Below are 13,964 nucleotides of genomic sequence, written 5' to 3'. Positions count from 1 at the left end.
ACAACTATATTGAAGTTACTGCAACTTCGATTGGTTGGCGATGGAGGACGACACCGCTCGCGGATCGACGAGCACGGACGATCCGCGCACGTCGCCCGGAGACGACGATACCGACGATCGCACGTCGGCGCGGGCGCAGGGACTCGCGACGCGAAAAACGCAGTCACCGTCCGGTGGCGAACGCGATCTGGCGTCCGTCGGCGTTCCGTCGCCGTCGTCGATTCCGGACCGGTCGCGTGCCTCGTCGGGCACGGTGTACCTGATCGGGGCCGGCCCTGGCGACCCCGACCTGCTGACAGTACGGGCGCGCTGGCTGATCGAGACCGCGGACGTCATCTTCCACGACGCGCTCGTCCGCGAGACGTTACTCGAGAGTCTGCCCGCTACCGCCGAGATCGTCGACGTCGGCAAACGCGTCGAGTACAAGACCCCCCAGGCAGAGATCAACGACCTCCTCGTCGAACGCGCGTCGGCCGGCGACGCCGTCGTCCGACTGAAAGGCGGTGACCCGTTCGTCTTCGGCCGCGGCGGGGAGGAAGCCCAGCACTTGACCGACCACGGCGTTCCGTTTCAGATCGTTCCCGGTGTCTCGAGCGTACTCGCCGCACCGGGGGTCGCCGGCGTTCCGCTCACCCACCGCGACGTCGCCTCGCGCTTTACCGTCATCACCGGTCACGAGACGCCCGAGAAAGACGAGAGCGCCCTCGACTGGGACGCGATCGCTGCGGCAGTCGAAAGCGGCGGGACGTTAGTCATCCTCATGGGCGTACGGACCCTCGAGCGGAACGTGACGGCCTTGCGCACACACGGCGTTTGCGGCCAGAAATCCGTCGCGATCGTCCAGAAGGCGACCTGGGAGGACCAGCACGTCGTCCGGGGGACCCTCGAGACGATCGTCGACCGGGTCGAAAGAGAGAACGTGGAGCCGCCCGCGACTGCGGTCATCGGCGACGTAGCTGCGATCCGGGACGAGATCGAGTCGGAACTCGTCCCCTTCGAACCCGCCTGAATCGATTCGATGCTCCCGCTCTTTCACGACTTCGAGGGCCGGTCGGTGGTCGTCGTCGGCGGTGGCTCCGTCGCTCTCCGGAAAGCTCGGACGTTCGCCGAGGAAGCCGACGTGACGGCCGTTGCCCCCGAGTTCGCCGACGGATTCGACGACCTCGAGTGTGAACTGATCCGTCGAACGCTCGAGGCCGAAGACGCCCCAGAGGTCGTCGCCGACGCCTTCCTCGTCGTGCCGGCGACCGACGACGGAAGGCTCAACGACGCTGTGGCTGCAGCAGCCCGAGAAGCTGACTGTCTGGTAAACCGGGTCGACGAACGCGGCGACGTCGTGACCCCCAGTCGGGCCGAATCGGATCGGATCACGATCGCCATCTCGACCCGGGGGGCAAGTCCCGCCACGTCGAAGTACCTCCGACAGCAGATCGAGCCGCTACTCGAGCGCGCCGATCCGATGGTTGCACTCCAGGCAGATCTGCGCGAGGAGTTGCAGGCCGCAGATGAGTCGTCTTTGGGCGAACGCCGCCGGGCACTCTGGCGCGTCCTCGAGGACGAGGAGGTCTGGGAGCACCTCGAGGACGGCCGCCACGAGGACGCGAAAGCGTGTGCGTTGGACCTCGTCGAGAGCCTCGAGTGACTGAGGGGCCGAATGAAACTCCGGTTGGGGTAGTGCAACGACAGGTGTGAAATACAGCTTTCGATAATACAAACAAAATTGTTTTTAGGGGTCGGTCGAACTGTACGGATAATGCCCCAGGTGGCGCTCCCACACGATGCGAAGGCAGGACCAACGAAACCGGAGGTCCGGGCGGTGTCGCTCGAGAAACTCGATCTTCGACAGTCCGACCACGTCGTCGACGTCGGCTCCTGTACCGGCTCGGTTACCATCGAGGCGGCCCGACGGGTCGAGCGCGTGACCGCCGTCGAGCGCAAACCCGAACGCCTCGAGGTCACAGAGAAGAATCTCGCGGCCAACGAGTACGACGCGGCCGTTACGCTGCAGGAGGCCGAAGCGCCCGAGGGACTGCCCGCGGACGCAGACGCCCTGTTCGTCGGCGGCAGCCGCAACTTCGAGGCCGTCCTCGACCACGCCGTCGAGACGGACGTCGACCGGATCGTGATGAACGTCGCCCGACTCGAGGTCGCCGGCCGGGCCGTCGAGGCCTTCCGCGAACGCGGGATCTTGGAGGAAGTCGTCCAGTTGCAGGTGAGCCACGGCTACGAACTCGTCGGCGCGACGAGTTTCGACTCACAGAATCCGGTGTACGTGATCGTCGGCCGCCGGGACGCGGAGGGGTTGGCGTGACCGTCTACGGCGTCGGTCTCGGCCCTGGCGATTCTGAGCTGGTGACGGTGAAAGGCAAACGCGTCCTCGAGTCCGTCGAGACCGTCTACTCCCCCGGTCGCCTCTCGCGATCGGTCGCACTCGAGCACGTCGACGACTCGAAGATCGGCGATCTCGACTTCCCGATGACGCGCGATCCCGACGAGCTTCGACGCGCCTGGAAGGAGGCCGCCGCGGAGGTGGCCGACGAAGCGCGCGAGGAGGACGTGGCGTTCGTCACGCTCGGCGACCCCAACGTCTACTCGACGTTCGGCCATCTTCGCCGTACGCTCGAGACGTTCCACCCCGAGGTGGACCTCGAGGTCGTCCCCGGCGTGAGCGCGATGACCGCCTTCGCGACGGCACTCGGTGTCGAGGTCGAATCCGGGACGGGACTGGCGCTGCGGGAGGCGGCCAACGGGGCAGCACCCACGGGTCCCGATCGGCTGATCCTGTTCAAGGTCACCGACGCGCCGACCACGTACGAGAGACTGACCGAGGCGGGCTACGACGTCCGTTTCGGTCGGCGACTGTTCATGGAACAGGGCGAGACGGTCGTCACGGACGATCCCGAGGAGATCGCAGAGCGCGACTACTACACGCTCGCGTACGCCGAGAAGTGCGACCTCGAGCGCGACCTGGCGACCGCGGAGTTCGACGGCGAAGCCGCGGATTCGGATGCTGACGGCGATGCGAGCGCCGACACCGACGAGGCCGAGGCGAACGCGGAGGGGACAGCATGAGCGGTGCAGACGCCGACGCTGCGGACGCCGAGGACCGGTACACCGCCGGCGACGTCCGCGAGGGCATCCCCTTCGTCGGGGCCGGCCCCGGCGATCCCGGCTTGCTGACCGTGACGGGGAAGGAACTGCTCGAGACGGCAGACCTCGTGGTCCACGCCGGATCGCTGGTCAACAGCGAGCTTCTGGAGGAGTACTGTGCGGACGCTGAACTGGTGAACTCCGTCGGCAAGGACCTCGAGGAACTCGTCCCACTGATGGCCGACGCCTACCACGAGGGACGGGCGGTCGTCCGGCTGCACAGCGGCGACCCCGCGATCTACGGGGCCGCACTCGAGCAGATGGACGCCCTGAAGGCCGAGGACGTGCCGACGTACTTCGTCCCCGGCGTCACTTCCTCGTTCGCGGCGAGTGCGACCCTCGGCACCCAGCTCACGCTGAACGAGGTCGCGAACCACGTTGCCTTTACCCGCCCGCAGGGCAAGACCCTGACCGAAGACGAGGACCACATCAGTGACTTCGTCGGGATGGGCGACGTGACGACCTGCATCTACCTCGGCACCCACGCGGTGCGGGAGACGATGGACCGGTTGCTCGCCGAGGGCCACGACCCCGAGATCCCCGTCGCGGTGGTCTACCACGCCTCCTGGCCGGACGAGGACGTCATCACGGGGACGATCGGGACGATCGCGGACGAGGTCGAAAAAGCAGGGTATCGGGCCTCGGCCCTGGTGCTGATCGGCGAGGCCGTCACCGGCGCGGGCTACGAGCGGTCGTACCTCTACGGCGACTGGGCCAACCGTGGTTCGAACGATAGTGAAGAGACAGAAGAGGGGTGTTCGGACTGAGATGACCGGTAGTGCAACACGGAGTCAACGAGAGGGTGAAAGCCCCCGGGCCGCTCGACTCCCGCGGCTCGCTGTGCGCTTCCCTCACTTCGTTCGGTGCAGTGCTTGCGTCGCCGGGGTTCGTCGAGCGGCCCGGCCCCTTTCATTCCCACCCGGGATGGTTGGTCGGGGTGCCGACTCGAGTGGCTGGATAGGTTCGCGATTCGATCGTGGAACGATCGACAATTCGGAGGTGAACGATGAGTACTGACACGAACGATTCGGAAGACGGATCAGGACACTGCAAGACGCCCGACAGCGACGGCGAGGTAGCGGAAGAGATCGCCATCGTCGCCTTCGGGCGGAAGATGGACACCGCCGAGGAGATCGTCGAGGGCATCGGCGACAGCTACGAGTCCATCGACGTCCTCGAGTACCACACAGACGTCTTCGAGGAGTACTGGGGCGAGTACGACTGTTTCGTCGGGCTGATGGCCAGCGGCATCGCGATGAGAAAGACCGCGGGCTTGCTCGAGGACAAGTGGGACGACCCGGCGATCGTCGTCATCGACGAGGAGTTGACCTGGGCGATCCCGATCACGGGTGGCCACCACGGCGCGAACCAGGTCGCGAAGGATCTCGCCAAACTGGGCGCGATCCCAGCGATGACCACGGCCTCGGAGGCGGCGGGCAAGCAGGGCGTCGAGGCCCGCGCGAAGGCGATGGATCTCCACGTCGTCAACGGCGACTCGACTGTGGCGACGAACCTCGCGGTGCTCGACGACGAACTCGGACCCGTCGCCAGGCTGGACGGCCCGAAGGCCGTGCTCGTCGGCGACGACGTGACGGTGCTCAAGCGTAACAAAGACGACGGCGTCGTCATCGGTACCGGCAGCGTCTCCGGGGCGAAAAAAGAGACCTTTCTCGAGGCCTGGGAAACCGCCCTCGAGGGGACGGAGTACGACAGAGAGGACGTCGAGTTCGTCGCGACGGCGACCCGCAAGGAAGACGAAGATGGGTTACTCGAGGCCGCCGACGAACTCGGCCTCGGCGTCGTCGCCTTCGACAGGGAGACGCTGCTCGCCCACGAGGGGCCGACCCCCTCGAAGTCCAAGGAACTGATCGGCTGGCCCGGCGTCTCGGAGGCTTCCGCTATCGCTGGCGGACGCGAGCAGGAGCTCGTGCTCGAGAAACTGAGCTACGAGGACGAGGTAACGGTGGCGATCGGCCGATGAGTGGAACGCCCGACGAGCACGGCACCCTCTACGTCGTCGGCATCGGACCGGGCCTGCCCGACCATATGACCAAGCAGGCCAAGGACGTGATCGAGACGGTCGACTGCGTCATCGCCTCGAACCTCTACCAGGAGTTCCTGCGCGAGGACGGTACGCTGCCGCCCGAGGACGCGGTCGACGAGGACGGCGTCGCGGTCCGTGAGGACGGCAGCGAGCAGGAGATCGTCCGCTCGTCGATGGGCCGCCAGATCGAACTCGCCCGCGAGGCGTTCGAGCGCGTTCGTGCGGGCGGGGACGTGGCCCACGTCTCCGGCGGCGATCCGTCGGTGTACGGCAAGTCCGACCTCATCTTCAAGATGGCAGAGGAGGAGGACGCGACGGACGTGCCGATCGAGGTCGTCCCCGGCATGACGGCGGCGCTCGGCGGGGCGGCCAACGTCGGCGCGCCACTGTGTAACGACTTCTGTACGGTCTCGCTGTCGGACAAGTGGCGCGGCTGGGACGAGATCGAGGAGAAACTGCGCGCGGCCGCGATCAGCGACTTCGTGATCGTGCTGTACAACTGCTGGCGCAACTACGAGCGAGCGGTCGAGATCGTCCGCGAGGAACGCACCGACGACGCCTACGTGGCAATCGTCAACGACGCCGGCCGCGAGGATGCCGGTCGCAACGGCGAGAGCCAGTTCATCACCACCCTCGGCGAGGCTGCCGATCACGACGACAAGGTCTCGGGGATGGGCACCTCGCTGATCATCGGCAACCACGAGACCGAAACCTGGAGCAACGACGATCGAACGTACCTCGTCACCCCGCGTGGCGGGCGTGACGTCGACGACTTCTGACCATGAGCACTGACACCGACTCTGAATCCACGGACGCTGGCGAATCGACTTCCAAGTGTGGCGCGACCGATAGCGAGGTCTCGAGCGGTTCCGGCTCGAACTGCGGCGGCTCGAGCTCGAGCGACTCGAGTTCCTCGTCCTCGAAATGTGGAGGCTCGAGTTCGAGTTCCAGTTCGAGTTCCGCTTCGGGCTCGAAGTGCGGTGCCTCGAGCAAGAAGGAGAAAACCGAGGAGAAAGTCGGCGCGACGGTCGAGGACTTCGACGGCGAACCCGGCAAACTGACCGCCGTCGGCCTCGGTCCCGGCCACCCGGAGGGGATGACCCAGCGCGCCCGCGAGGCGTTGCTCGAGGCCGAGCACATCGTCGGCTACACGACCTACATCGATCTGATCCCTGACGAGATCACCGAGGAGGCAAAGGACATCTACGACACGCCGATGTGCGGCGAAGTCTCCCGGACCGAGGAATCAGTCGACCGCACGCTCGCGGGCAACGACGTGGCGATCGTCGGCAGCGGCGATCCGAACGTCTACGCGCTCGCGGGGCTCGCACTCGAGATCCTCGAGTCGAAGGGCGCGACGGCCTCGATGGTCGACTTCGAGGTCGTCCCGGGCGTCCCGGCCGCACAGTCGTGTGCGGCCCGCCTGGGTGCCCCCCTCGTGAACGACACCGTCTCGATCTCGCTCTCGGACCACCTCGTGCCGATGCCCGAGATCGAGTCCCGACTCCACGCTGCGGCCAAGGAGAGCTTCACCATCACGATCTACAACCCCTGGAGCCGCAAGCGCCGGGAGAACTTCGAGAAAGCCTGTGAGATCCTCCTCACGCATCGGGATCCCGACACGCCCGTCGGGATCGTCCACGCCGCGGGTCGGGAGGACGAGCAGGTGATGATCACCGAACTCGGCGAACTCGAGGACCTGGGTGAAAGCGAACTCATCGACATGACGACGACGATCGTCGTCGGCAACGAGGAGACCTACGTCTGGGACGACCGGATGGTCACCCCGCGTGGTTACGAGACGAAGTACGACTACTGAAGCCGCAATCGAACCCAACACACCATGCCCACATACGAAGTCAGCCTCGAGAAGGAGGCCTGCGACGGCATCTTCGCCTGCCTGACCCGCGACCCGCGATTCGTCGAGGACGAGGACGGCCTGGCGACGATCGATCCCGACGCCGATCCGATATACGACGCGACGGGTGAGGAGACCGTTACGGTCGATGACGGCCGGGTCGTCGCCACCTTCGACGACGACCGGATCGAGGACACGAAGAAGGCCGCCCAGGCCTGTCCGCTCGACGCGATCGAGGTCCGGGAGGTGGGCGAATGAGCGGCGAGGACGCGCTCGAGCTCGAACCCCCGGCCGACTTGCTCGCCGGCCACCACGCGACGGCGTATTTCTGGGGCCACGTCGCTGGCAGCGGTGAGGTCACAGACGAGGGACTCGAGGTCGTCACCAACGACGAGACCTCCGCCGAAACGCTGGCTGCCATCGCTGGCGGCGACTTTGCCGACCTCGAGCGCGAAACGACCACCCGCGAGTACGCCCACGACGCCTCGATCACCCGGACCGAAGAGGAGTACACGGTCTCGATCGACGGCTCCGAACTGTACGGCCAGAGCGGCCCGCTCGGGTTGCCGGTCGACGGCCGTGGGAACTACCGCTTTTCGGCCTTCTCGAGCCACTGGCGGGAACTCCTGCGCGGGCTACTCGAGGGCTGTGGCACTGTCTGTTTCAAGTCCTCGAGCGGCACGGTCGGCATCTCGTTCGTCGCCGACGACCGCGGATTGCTCGAGGTGATCGACGACCTCCTCGAGTCCTGTCCCGTCGATGCGCCGACGGGCGAGATCGCGGAGACCTCCTCGGGTGGCTACTGGTTCGGTCTCGAGGACGCGGCAGTCCCCGACTTCGGTGAGTGGGTCTACAACGAGAGCGAGGAAACCGGGCTGTACGCTCCGAGTCGGCGACGGAAGCTTCGGCGGAGTATCGAACAGGCTGAAAACGTATGAGCGTCCAGAACGGGGAGCGGGAGGTCGGGGACGCACTCGAGGACGACGCCGTCCTCGTGGTCGGTCACGGCTCCCGCCGGGAGAAGTCGAACGAGCAGGTCCGAGAGCTCGCAGTGATGCTCGAAGAGCGCGTCGGTGTTCCGGTCGACGTCGCCTACCTCGAGCTCGCCGAGCCGTCGATCACCGAGGCGATCGAGGGGGTCGCACCGACCTGTGCGCACCTCTCGGTCGTGCCGCTGTCGCTGTTCGGCGCGAGCCACGTGAAAAACGACGTGCCGCTCGCAGTGCAGACCGCTCGAGCGCGATACGACGACCTGACGCTGCACTGCGGAGCCCACCTCGGGGTCCACCCCGCGCTCGTCGAGTTGCTCGACGAACGGGCCCGCGCCGTCGAGAAGGGGATCGGCGTCGACCGCGATGACGACGACGTCGCGGTCGTGGTCTGTGCCCGGGGCTCGAGCGATCCGGACGCCAACGCGGACGCCCACAAACTCGCCCGGTTGCTCTACGAGGGCCGGCAGTTTACGCGGGTCGAGACGGCCTTCATCGGGGTGACGGAGCCCCGACTCGAGGACGCGCTCCACACCGTCGCGAAGAACCGACCCGACGCAGTCGTCGTGTTGCCCTACATGCTCGGCGACGGCGTCTTGACGCAACGAATCCGGAACCGGGCCGACGACTTCGACGCAGAGTACCCCTACGTGGCCGCGGGGGCGGGCGATCCGCTCGGCACGGACGAACGGATCGTCAAGGTGCTCGCCGATCGTTTCCGGGAGGCCAGAGCCGACGGCGTCGAGATGTCCTGTGACACGTGCAAGTACAAGGTCGAACTCGACGGCTACGAGGACGACCAGGGCGGGGCTCGGGCAATGCTTCGCTCGCTCGTCCACCAGGCCGAACACGAAGACCGCGAGGACGTCGGCGACGACCCACACGTCCACGACGCCCCGGAGAACCACGTCGCCGTCTGTACCAACCAGACCTGTGCGGCGAGTGGCGCGACGACCGTCTTAGAGCGCCTCCGTCAAGAAGCCCGCGACGCGGAGGAGTGTGACGTCCACATCACCCGCAGTTCCTGTCTCGGTCAGTGTGGCGACGGACCGATGGTCGCCGTCTACCCCGACGGGATCTGGTACGGCGGCGTCACGCCCGAGGATACAGAACGCATCGTTTCGTCCCACTTAGAACGGGACCGCATCGTTTCCGACCTGGTCCAGCAGACGCTGTAGCTGTAGGACCACAGAACGAACCAACGAGACAATACGACAATGGCTTGCGCAGAACTCGAAGCGCTGAGACTCGCACTGATGAACGTGAACGGAACCGTCGACGAGAGCATCGAGCAACACGCCAAAGCAGAGATCGGCGACGCCCTCGAGGACGAGGGGCCGATCGCCGCGCTGGCGAACGCCGAGAACCTCGACGAGATCGGCCGTCACCTCGACGCGGCGCTGGTCGACCTGGAGGAAAAAGCGTCCGACGCCGATTCGAGTGAGCCCCACGGGGCGTACCTTCGTGGACGGGTTGTCGCCGTGCGGGACGCCGAACAGCGGATTCGCCGGCTCCGAGAGCGAACCGACGGCCTCCTCGAGGACCTGGGTGAGACCCACTACACGCTCCACGAGGCGTTTCCGGTAGAGGAGTGAGGATGAACGATACGCTGAGCGTCGAGGACAGCGACGGGATACTCGAGGGCGAGACGTGCCTGTCACTCGGCGACCTCGGTTCGGCAGCGAGCAGACACAACTGGCGTCGGTCGGCGGTCGCCGTCCGCGATGAGACCGTCTTCGCCGGCCTCGCGGACGGGCGCGTGATCGCCTACGACCTCGAGAACGAGGCCGAAGAACGCTGGTCCGTCGACGGCGACGAGGAGCGCTACGTCGTCTCGATGGACGCCACCGATAACCTCCTCGTGGTCGGCGAACGCGGTCCCGAGGGGCGGATCCGCGTCTTCTCGAGTGAAACCGGCGACCTCCTGTGGGAGTACGTCACCGCCGAGGACGTCGGCCCGCCAGCACGGGAGACCTTCTTTGCCCAACCCTTCGTCGTCGACGTCCGGATCGCCGGCGAGACGATCGTCGCCGCCGCACGCCGGTACGAACGCGACGGCGACGTGCAGTACTGGTCGAGCGTCGTCTACGGCTTCGACCTCGAGGGCGGCCTCCGGTGGGCCTACGACGACCAGGCCTCACCCATCGCCGTCGCCGTCGACGACGACCGGGTCGCCGTGGCGTACAACCGCTGTCCCGACAACCACGATCACGACCACGGCCTCGTGGTGCTGGACCTCGAGACCGGCGACGAACTCGCGAACTGGGACCCCGGAACGCCGGGCGAGCGTCGCGTCGGCGACGTGGCTTTCACCGACGAGGGAATCGTCGTCGCCAGCCATGGGGACAAACACGGCTACCTCCTCGACGACAACTGCGGGGAGGTCTGGCGCGTCGACCTCGCGAGTGAACGTGACCTCGAGGGAGAGACCCTCTACGCCTACCCGAACCACGTCGCCGTCGCCAACGGGACGGCGGTCTTCGTGACCGGGAACACCTTCGCCGAGGGGACCCGCGACCCCGACGGTCGCCACCCGAACGAGCACACGGCCTTCGCTGTTGACCTCGAGGGCGAAGTCGCCTGGAGTCACGACGTCCGTGGGTTCGCCCGCTGCATCTCCGCCTCCGACGGCCTCGTGGCGATCCCTTCCGCTCAGAACTTCCGCGAGCGGGACGCAGAGACTCACGCCGTGCACGTACTCGAGGCCGCGACGGGGCCGCTCGAGACCCACCCGATCGAGGGGATCTCGAGCGCCGGTGACCTCAGCGAGGGTCGGCTCGCGGTGATCGAAGAACCAGTCGAGTATCACGACGAGGGCGTTACTCGCGGGGAATACCGGCTTCACACGTGGCGACTCGACGGATCGAGCCGCTGATCGGCCCGACGCCGACTTCACCGCTTCGGACTCGAATCGTCAATACTCGAGGTAGTCGTTCAGCGTGGCGAACTCGTCAGGGGTGAGGACGACCTCGGTCGCGACGCCGTCCACGTCTTCGAAGTCGTCGTCGAGCGTCAGGATCGTCTCGACGCTCTCGGCGAGAGCGACCTGGGCGTAGTAGCCGTCCCACCCTTCGACGTTCAGTTCACTGGACAGCGTGAATCCCGAGCGGACGAGCGACTCTGGCATCTCGTCGTGCCAGTGAATGCGTTTCGCGTCCATCAGATTCTCCATGAGGTCCGACGCGCGCTCGTTCGAGAAGCCGTAGTACGACGACAGGACGTGGTGGGCATCGACGAGTGCCGGATACGGGATTACCCCATCGATCTCCCCTCTGATCGCGTCCCGAACGTAGGTGAGTGCGGACTCGCTTACGGGCGTGCCAGCGTGCGCGAGCGCGATCACGCCGACGTCGAAGAGGTATGGTCCGTCACTACTCATCTCGATCCGACCTGCGGGCCCCCTGGCGGACGGTATCCGCGTGGTCTCGAGCGTACACGTCGAGGTCGTCGTAGTCCCGTGGTTCTCGTTCGGCGGCAGCGTCCTCGACGAGCGATTCCATCCGCTCGATAATTCGATCGGGATCCGTCTCCGGTTCGACGATAGCCTTGCCGTCTTCCTCCTGGACCGCTACTTCGGTCCCGGGCTCGATTCCGAGCCGCTCGCGCACTTCCTTCGGGAGCACGATCCGTCCCTTCGAGTCTACCGTCGGCATGTTCCCACATAGTGTGGGAACGAGAATAACCGTTGTGGACCTCCCCCGAGCACGAGCGGACCGACCGTTTGGCTCCGATTACGTGCCCTCGTGACCTTGGACGGTTGCCACGGTTTCGGCCACCCGTTCGGCCGAGAGCGCCGACAGGGGAATCCGTCGACCGCCGGTCTCGGCTTCGAGGACGCCGACGAGTCCCGTCCGGTCGTCGTCGCTCGCATCGACGACCACGGTCTCACAGTCGGCTTGAGCCAGCCGACTGGCCGCCTCCCGGGTCTTGACCGTCGGGCTCCCTTCGGCGACGTTCGCCCGGCCGTCGGTCACGACGACCACGAGGCTCGCGTCCGCGTCCGCTCGAGTCACGAGCCGGGTCGCTTTCTCGAGACCTGAGGGAAGCGGCGTCCGATCGCCGGTCGGGAGTTCCTTCAGGTGGCGGGCGGCGAGGGTCACGCTGTCGGTGGGGGGCAGGACGACTTCTGCCTTCTCGCCAGCGACGGCTACGAACGCCACCTCGTCACGTTGCTCGTAAGCGTCTTGCAGGAGGGACATGACTGTCCCCTTGGCTTCGGCCATCGCCGGGCGCATCGAGGCGCTGGCGTCGACGACGAAGACGATCAGGGAGCCCGCTCGAGAGCGCCGCACCGACGTCCGGAGGTCGTCCTCCTCGACGCGGGTGCGTCCCTCCGTGGCGGCTGCACGGATCGAGGCTGCCGCGTCGACCGACTCGCCGTCCGGCGCGCGCTCGGTCCGTACCCGCGTCCCGCGGCCGCCCTCTGTCGCTTCGACGATCGCTCGAGACCCCCCTCCCGGCGCGGTCGACTCGGCGTCGACGTCCTCGACCGACGGGGCCGCGGCGGCGCCGATCTCGGCCCGTCGCTGGCCGGGGACAAGCGGGGTTGCCTCGTCCTTCTCGTCGCCGTCCCCGCCATCGCCGCCGTCGCCGTCGTTCTCCGACTCGCCGTGGTCTCGCTCGTTCTCGTCTGAATCCGGGCTCGAGGTAGAACTCGAGTCGGCTCCGCCGCCTGGACCGTCTTCGTCGTCATCGTCGTCGGCACCGTGGTCGTCCGGTCCGTCTTCGCCGCCCTCGTTCTCTTTCTCGGTTCCGTTCCCGCCATCCACGTCGTCCGGCGATTCGTCGTCGGCGTCCGACCCGTCTTCGCCCTCGTCGCTCGCGTCCCCGCCCGCGTTCTTCTCGTCGCCTTCCCCATCGTCGCCTTCCCCATCGTCGCTCCCGCCCTCGTCGTCGAAATGGTCCTCGAGTACGTCCTCCGGATCGGGGGCGTCCTCGAAGGGCCGGCTCTGCATTCGGTGGGGGAGCGCGAGCCGCGCGGCCTCCTGTACGTCGGGCTCGATGACCTTCCGCCGGCCGTCGATCGCGGCGAGCGTGCGGGCCGTGCGGGCGATGGCGACGTCCGCCCGGTGGCCGTCGACGCCCGCCTCGAGGCAGAGCTCTGCGATGTCGCGTTTGAAATCGCTGGGGAGGGACACGTCCTCGAGCAACCTCCGGGCCTCGAGCAGTCGCTCACGAAGTCGGTCGGTCTCGTCGGCGTAGCGCTCACGGAACGTCTCGGGCTTCTCGCGAGACGCGAGTGCGCGGTCGATGATCTCCACGCGGTCCTCGAGGTCGCGACAGCCGACGACCGTCGCCTGGAGTGCGAAGCGATCCCGGAGCTGTGGTCGCAGGTCACCCTCCTCGGGGTTCATCGTGCCGACGAGCGTGAACTCGGCGGGGTGGGTGACGCTCACGCCGTCGCGCTCGACGCGGTTGACGCCGCTTGCGGCCGCATCGAGGATCACGTCCACGAGGTGGTCCTCGAGCAGGTTCACCTCGTCGACGTAGAGGATGCCACGATTCGCACGCGCGAGGAGGCCGGGGTCGAACTCGGCGTCGCCCTCGAGGGCGTCGGCCACCGACAGCGTTCCCACGACGCGTTCGCGGGTCGCCCCGAGCGGGAGCGTCACGAGCGGGACCGGCCGGCGCTCGACCGGCGGATTGTCCCGAGAACGGCAGTGTGAGCACTGTCGGCCGGGGTCGTCGGGCGGACAGCCGTAGGGACAGTCGGAGACGGCCCGCTGCTCTGGAAGGAGGTCGACCAGCCCTCGGACGGCCGTCGACTTGGCCGTCCCCTTCTCTCCCTGGACGAGTATCCCGTCTAACCCGTCGTCCACTGCGACGGCTAACAACGCTCGTTTCAGCTCTTCTTGCCCGACGATCGCCGGAAACGGTGTTCGGTGACGCACCATGTCGATATGAAACCTTATTTGTAGTAGAG

General features: G+C 66.8%; 16 protein-coding genes. 13 read left to right on the top strand and 3 right to left on the bottom strand.

What is annotated here, in order from left to right; all coding sequences use genetic code 11:
- Positions 1-40 precede the first annotated feature (40 nt).
- The 13 genes from cobA to MU558_RS13945 all read left to right on the top strand — a co-directional run bounded on the left by cobA (position 41) and on the right by MU558_RS13945 (position 10,916).
- Positions 41-1,009 carry a uroporphyrinogen-III C-methyltransferase gene (gene cobA, locus MU558_RS14005; RefSeq protein WP_246967202.1) on the top strand — a complete coding sequence of 323 codons (969 nt, stop codon included), beginning with the start codon at positions 41-43 and terminating at the stop codon, positions 1,007-1,009.
- A gap of 9 nt (positions 1,010-1,018) precedes the next feature.
- Positions 1,019-1,642, top strand: coding sequence for a precorrin-2 dehydrogenase/sirohydrochlorin ferrochelatase family protein (locus MU558_RS14000; RefSeq protein WP_246967200.1), 624 nt, complete (start codon positions 1,019-1,021; stop codon positions 1,640-1,642).
- Positions 1,643-1,753: 111 nt separating this feature from the next.
- The gene (gene cbiT / locus MU558_RS13995) at positions 1,754-2,311 is read left to right on the top strand and encodes a precorrin-6Y C5,15-methyltransferase (decarboxylating) subunit CbiT (RefSeq protein WP_246967197.1); all 558 of its coding nucleotides are present in this window, start codon (positions 1,754-1,756) and stop codon (positions 2,309-2,311) included.
- Positions 2,308-3,072, top strand: coding sequence for a cobalt-factor II C(20)-methyltransferase (locus MU558_RS13990; RefSeq protein WP_246967194.1), 765 nt, complete (start codon positions 2,308-2,310; stop codon positions 3,070-3,072). The genes cbiT and MU558_RS13990 overlap by 4 nt, the downstream gene beginning before the upstream one ends.
- A complete protein-coding gene (locus MU558_RS13985; protein ID WP_246967190.1) occupies positions 3,069-3,917 on the top strand; it encodes a cobalt-precorrin-4/precorrin-4 C(11)-methyltransferase in 849 nt (282 codons plus the stop codon). Before MU558_RS13990 ends, MU558_RS13985 begins: the two co-directional genes overlap by 4 nt.
- Before the next feature lie 239 nt (positions 3,918-4,156).
- Positions 4,157-5,131, top strand: a complete 975-nt coding sequence (gene cbiG / locus MU558_RS13980; protein WP_246967187.1) for a cobalt-precorrin 5A hydrolase — start codon at positions 4,157-4,159, stop codon at positions 5,129-5,131.
- Entirely contained in the window at positions 5,128-5,973 is an 846-nt protein-coding gene (locus MU558_RS13975; protein ID WP_246967184.1) for a precorrin-3B C(17)-methyltransferase, read from the top strand. The genes cbiG and MU558_RS13975 overlap by 4 nt, the downstream gene beginning before the upstream one ends.
- 2 nt (positions 5,974-5,975) lie before the next feature.
- On the top strand, positions 5,976-7,013 hold the full coding sequence (gene cobJ, locus MU558_RS13970) for a precorrin-3B C(17)-methyltransferase (RefSeq protein WP_246967181.1): 1,038 nt from the start codon (positions 5,976-5,978) through the stop codon (positions 7,011-7,013).
- 24 nt (positions 7,014-7,037) lie between these two features.
- Complete coding sequence (locus tag MU558_RS13965; RefSeq protein ID WP_246967178.1) at positions 7,038-7,310, top strand: ferredoxin; 273 nt, start codon at positions 7,038-7,040, stop codon at positions 7,308-7,310.
- Positions 7,307-7,990, top strand: a complete 684-nt coding sequence (locus tag MU558_RS13960) for a cobalamin biosynthesis protein (protein WP_246967176.1) — start codon at positions 7,307-7,309, stop codon at positions 7,988-7,990. The genes MU558_RS13965 and MU558_RS13960 overlap by 4 nt, the downstream gene beginning before the upstream one ends.
- A complete protein-coding gene (locus tag MU558_RS13955; protein WP_246967173.1) occupies positions 7,987-9,219 on the top strand; it encodes a CbiX/SirB N-terminal domain-containing protein in 1,233 nt (410 codons plus the stop codon). The genes MU558_RS13960 and MU558_RS13955 overlap by 4 nt, the downstream gene beginning before the upstream one ends.
- A 39-nt stretch (positions 9,220-9,258) precedes the next feature.
- Positions 9,259-9,636, top strand: a complete 378-nt coding sequence (locus tag MU558_RS13950; RefSeq protein ID WP_246967170.1) for a DUF3209 family protein — start codon at positions 9,259-9,261, stop codon at positions 9,634-9,636.
- Between the two features lie 2 nt (positions 9,637-9,638).
- Positions 9,639-10,916: an outer membrane protein assembly factor BamB family protein gene (locus MU558_RS13945; RefSeq protein ID WP_246967167.1), complete on the top strand. Its 1,278-nt coding sequence runs from the start codon at positions 9,639-9,641 to the stop codon at positions 10,914-10,916.
- 39 nt (positions 10,917-10,955) lie between these two features.
- Here MU558_RS13945 and MU558_RS13940 read toward each other — a convergent pair whose 3' ends face one another.
- From MU558_RS13940 to MU558_RS13930, 3 genes are all read right to left on the bottom strand, one after another.
- Entirely contained in the window at positions 10,956-11,420 is a 465-nt protein-coding gene (locus MU558_RS13940) for a type II toxin-antitoxin system VapC family toxin (RefSeq protein ID WP_246967164.1), read from the bottom strand.
- Positions 11,413-11,694 carry an AbrB/MazE/SpoVT family DNA-binding domain-containing protein gene (locus MU558_RS13935; RefSeq protein WP_246967161.1) on the bottom strand — a complete coding sequence of 94 codons (282 nt, stop codon included), beginning with the start codon at positions 11,692-11,694 and terminating at the stop codon, positions 11,413-11,415. The genes MU558_RS13940 and MU558_RS13935 overlap by 8 nt, the downstream gene beginning before the upstream one ends.
- A 78-nt stretch (positions 11,695-11,772) precedes the next feature.
- Positions 11,773-13,935 carry an ATP-binding protein gene (locus tag MU558_RS13930; RefSeq protein WP_246967158.1) on the bottom strand — a complete coding sequence of 721 codons (2,163 nt, stop codon included), beginning with the start codon at positions 13,933-13,935 and terminating at the stop codon, positions 11,773-11,775.
- Positions 13,936-13,964: the final 29 nt, after the last annotated feature.

The organism is Natribaculum luteum, from assembly GCF_023008545.1.
In the GTDB taxonomy this organism is placed as follows: domain Archaea; phylum Halobacteriota; class Halobacteria; order Halobacteriales; family Natrialbaceae; genus Natribaculum; species Natribaculum luteum.
Note: the sequence above shows the minus strand (reverse complement) of the source record. Positions and strands in the feature narration are given on the sequence as shown.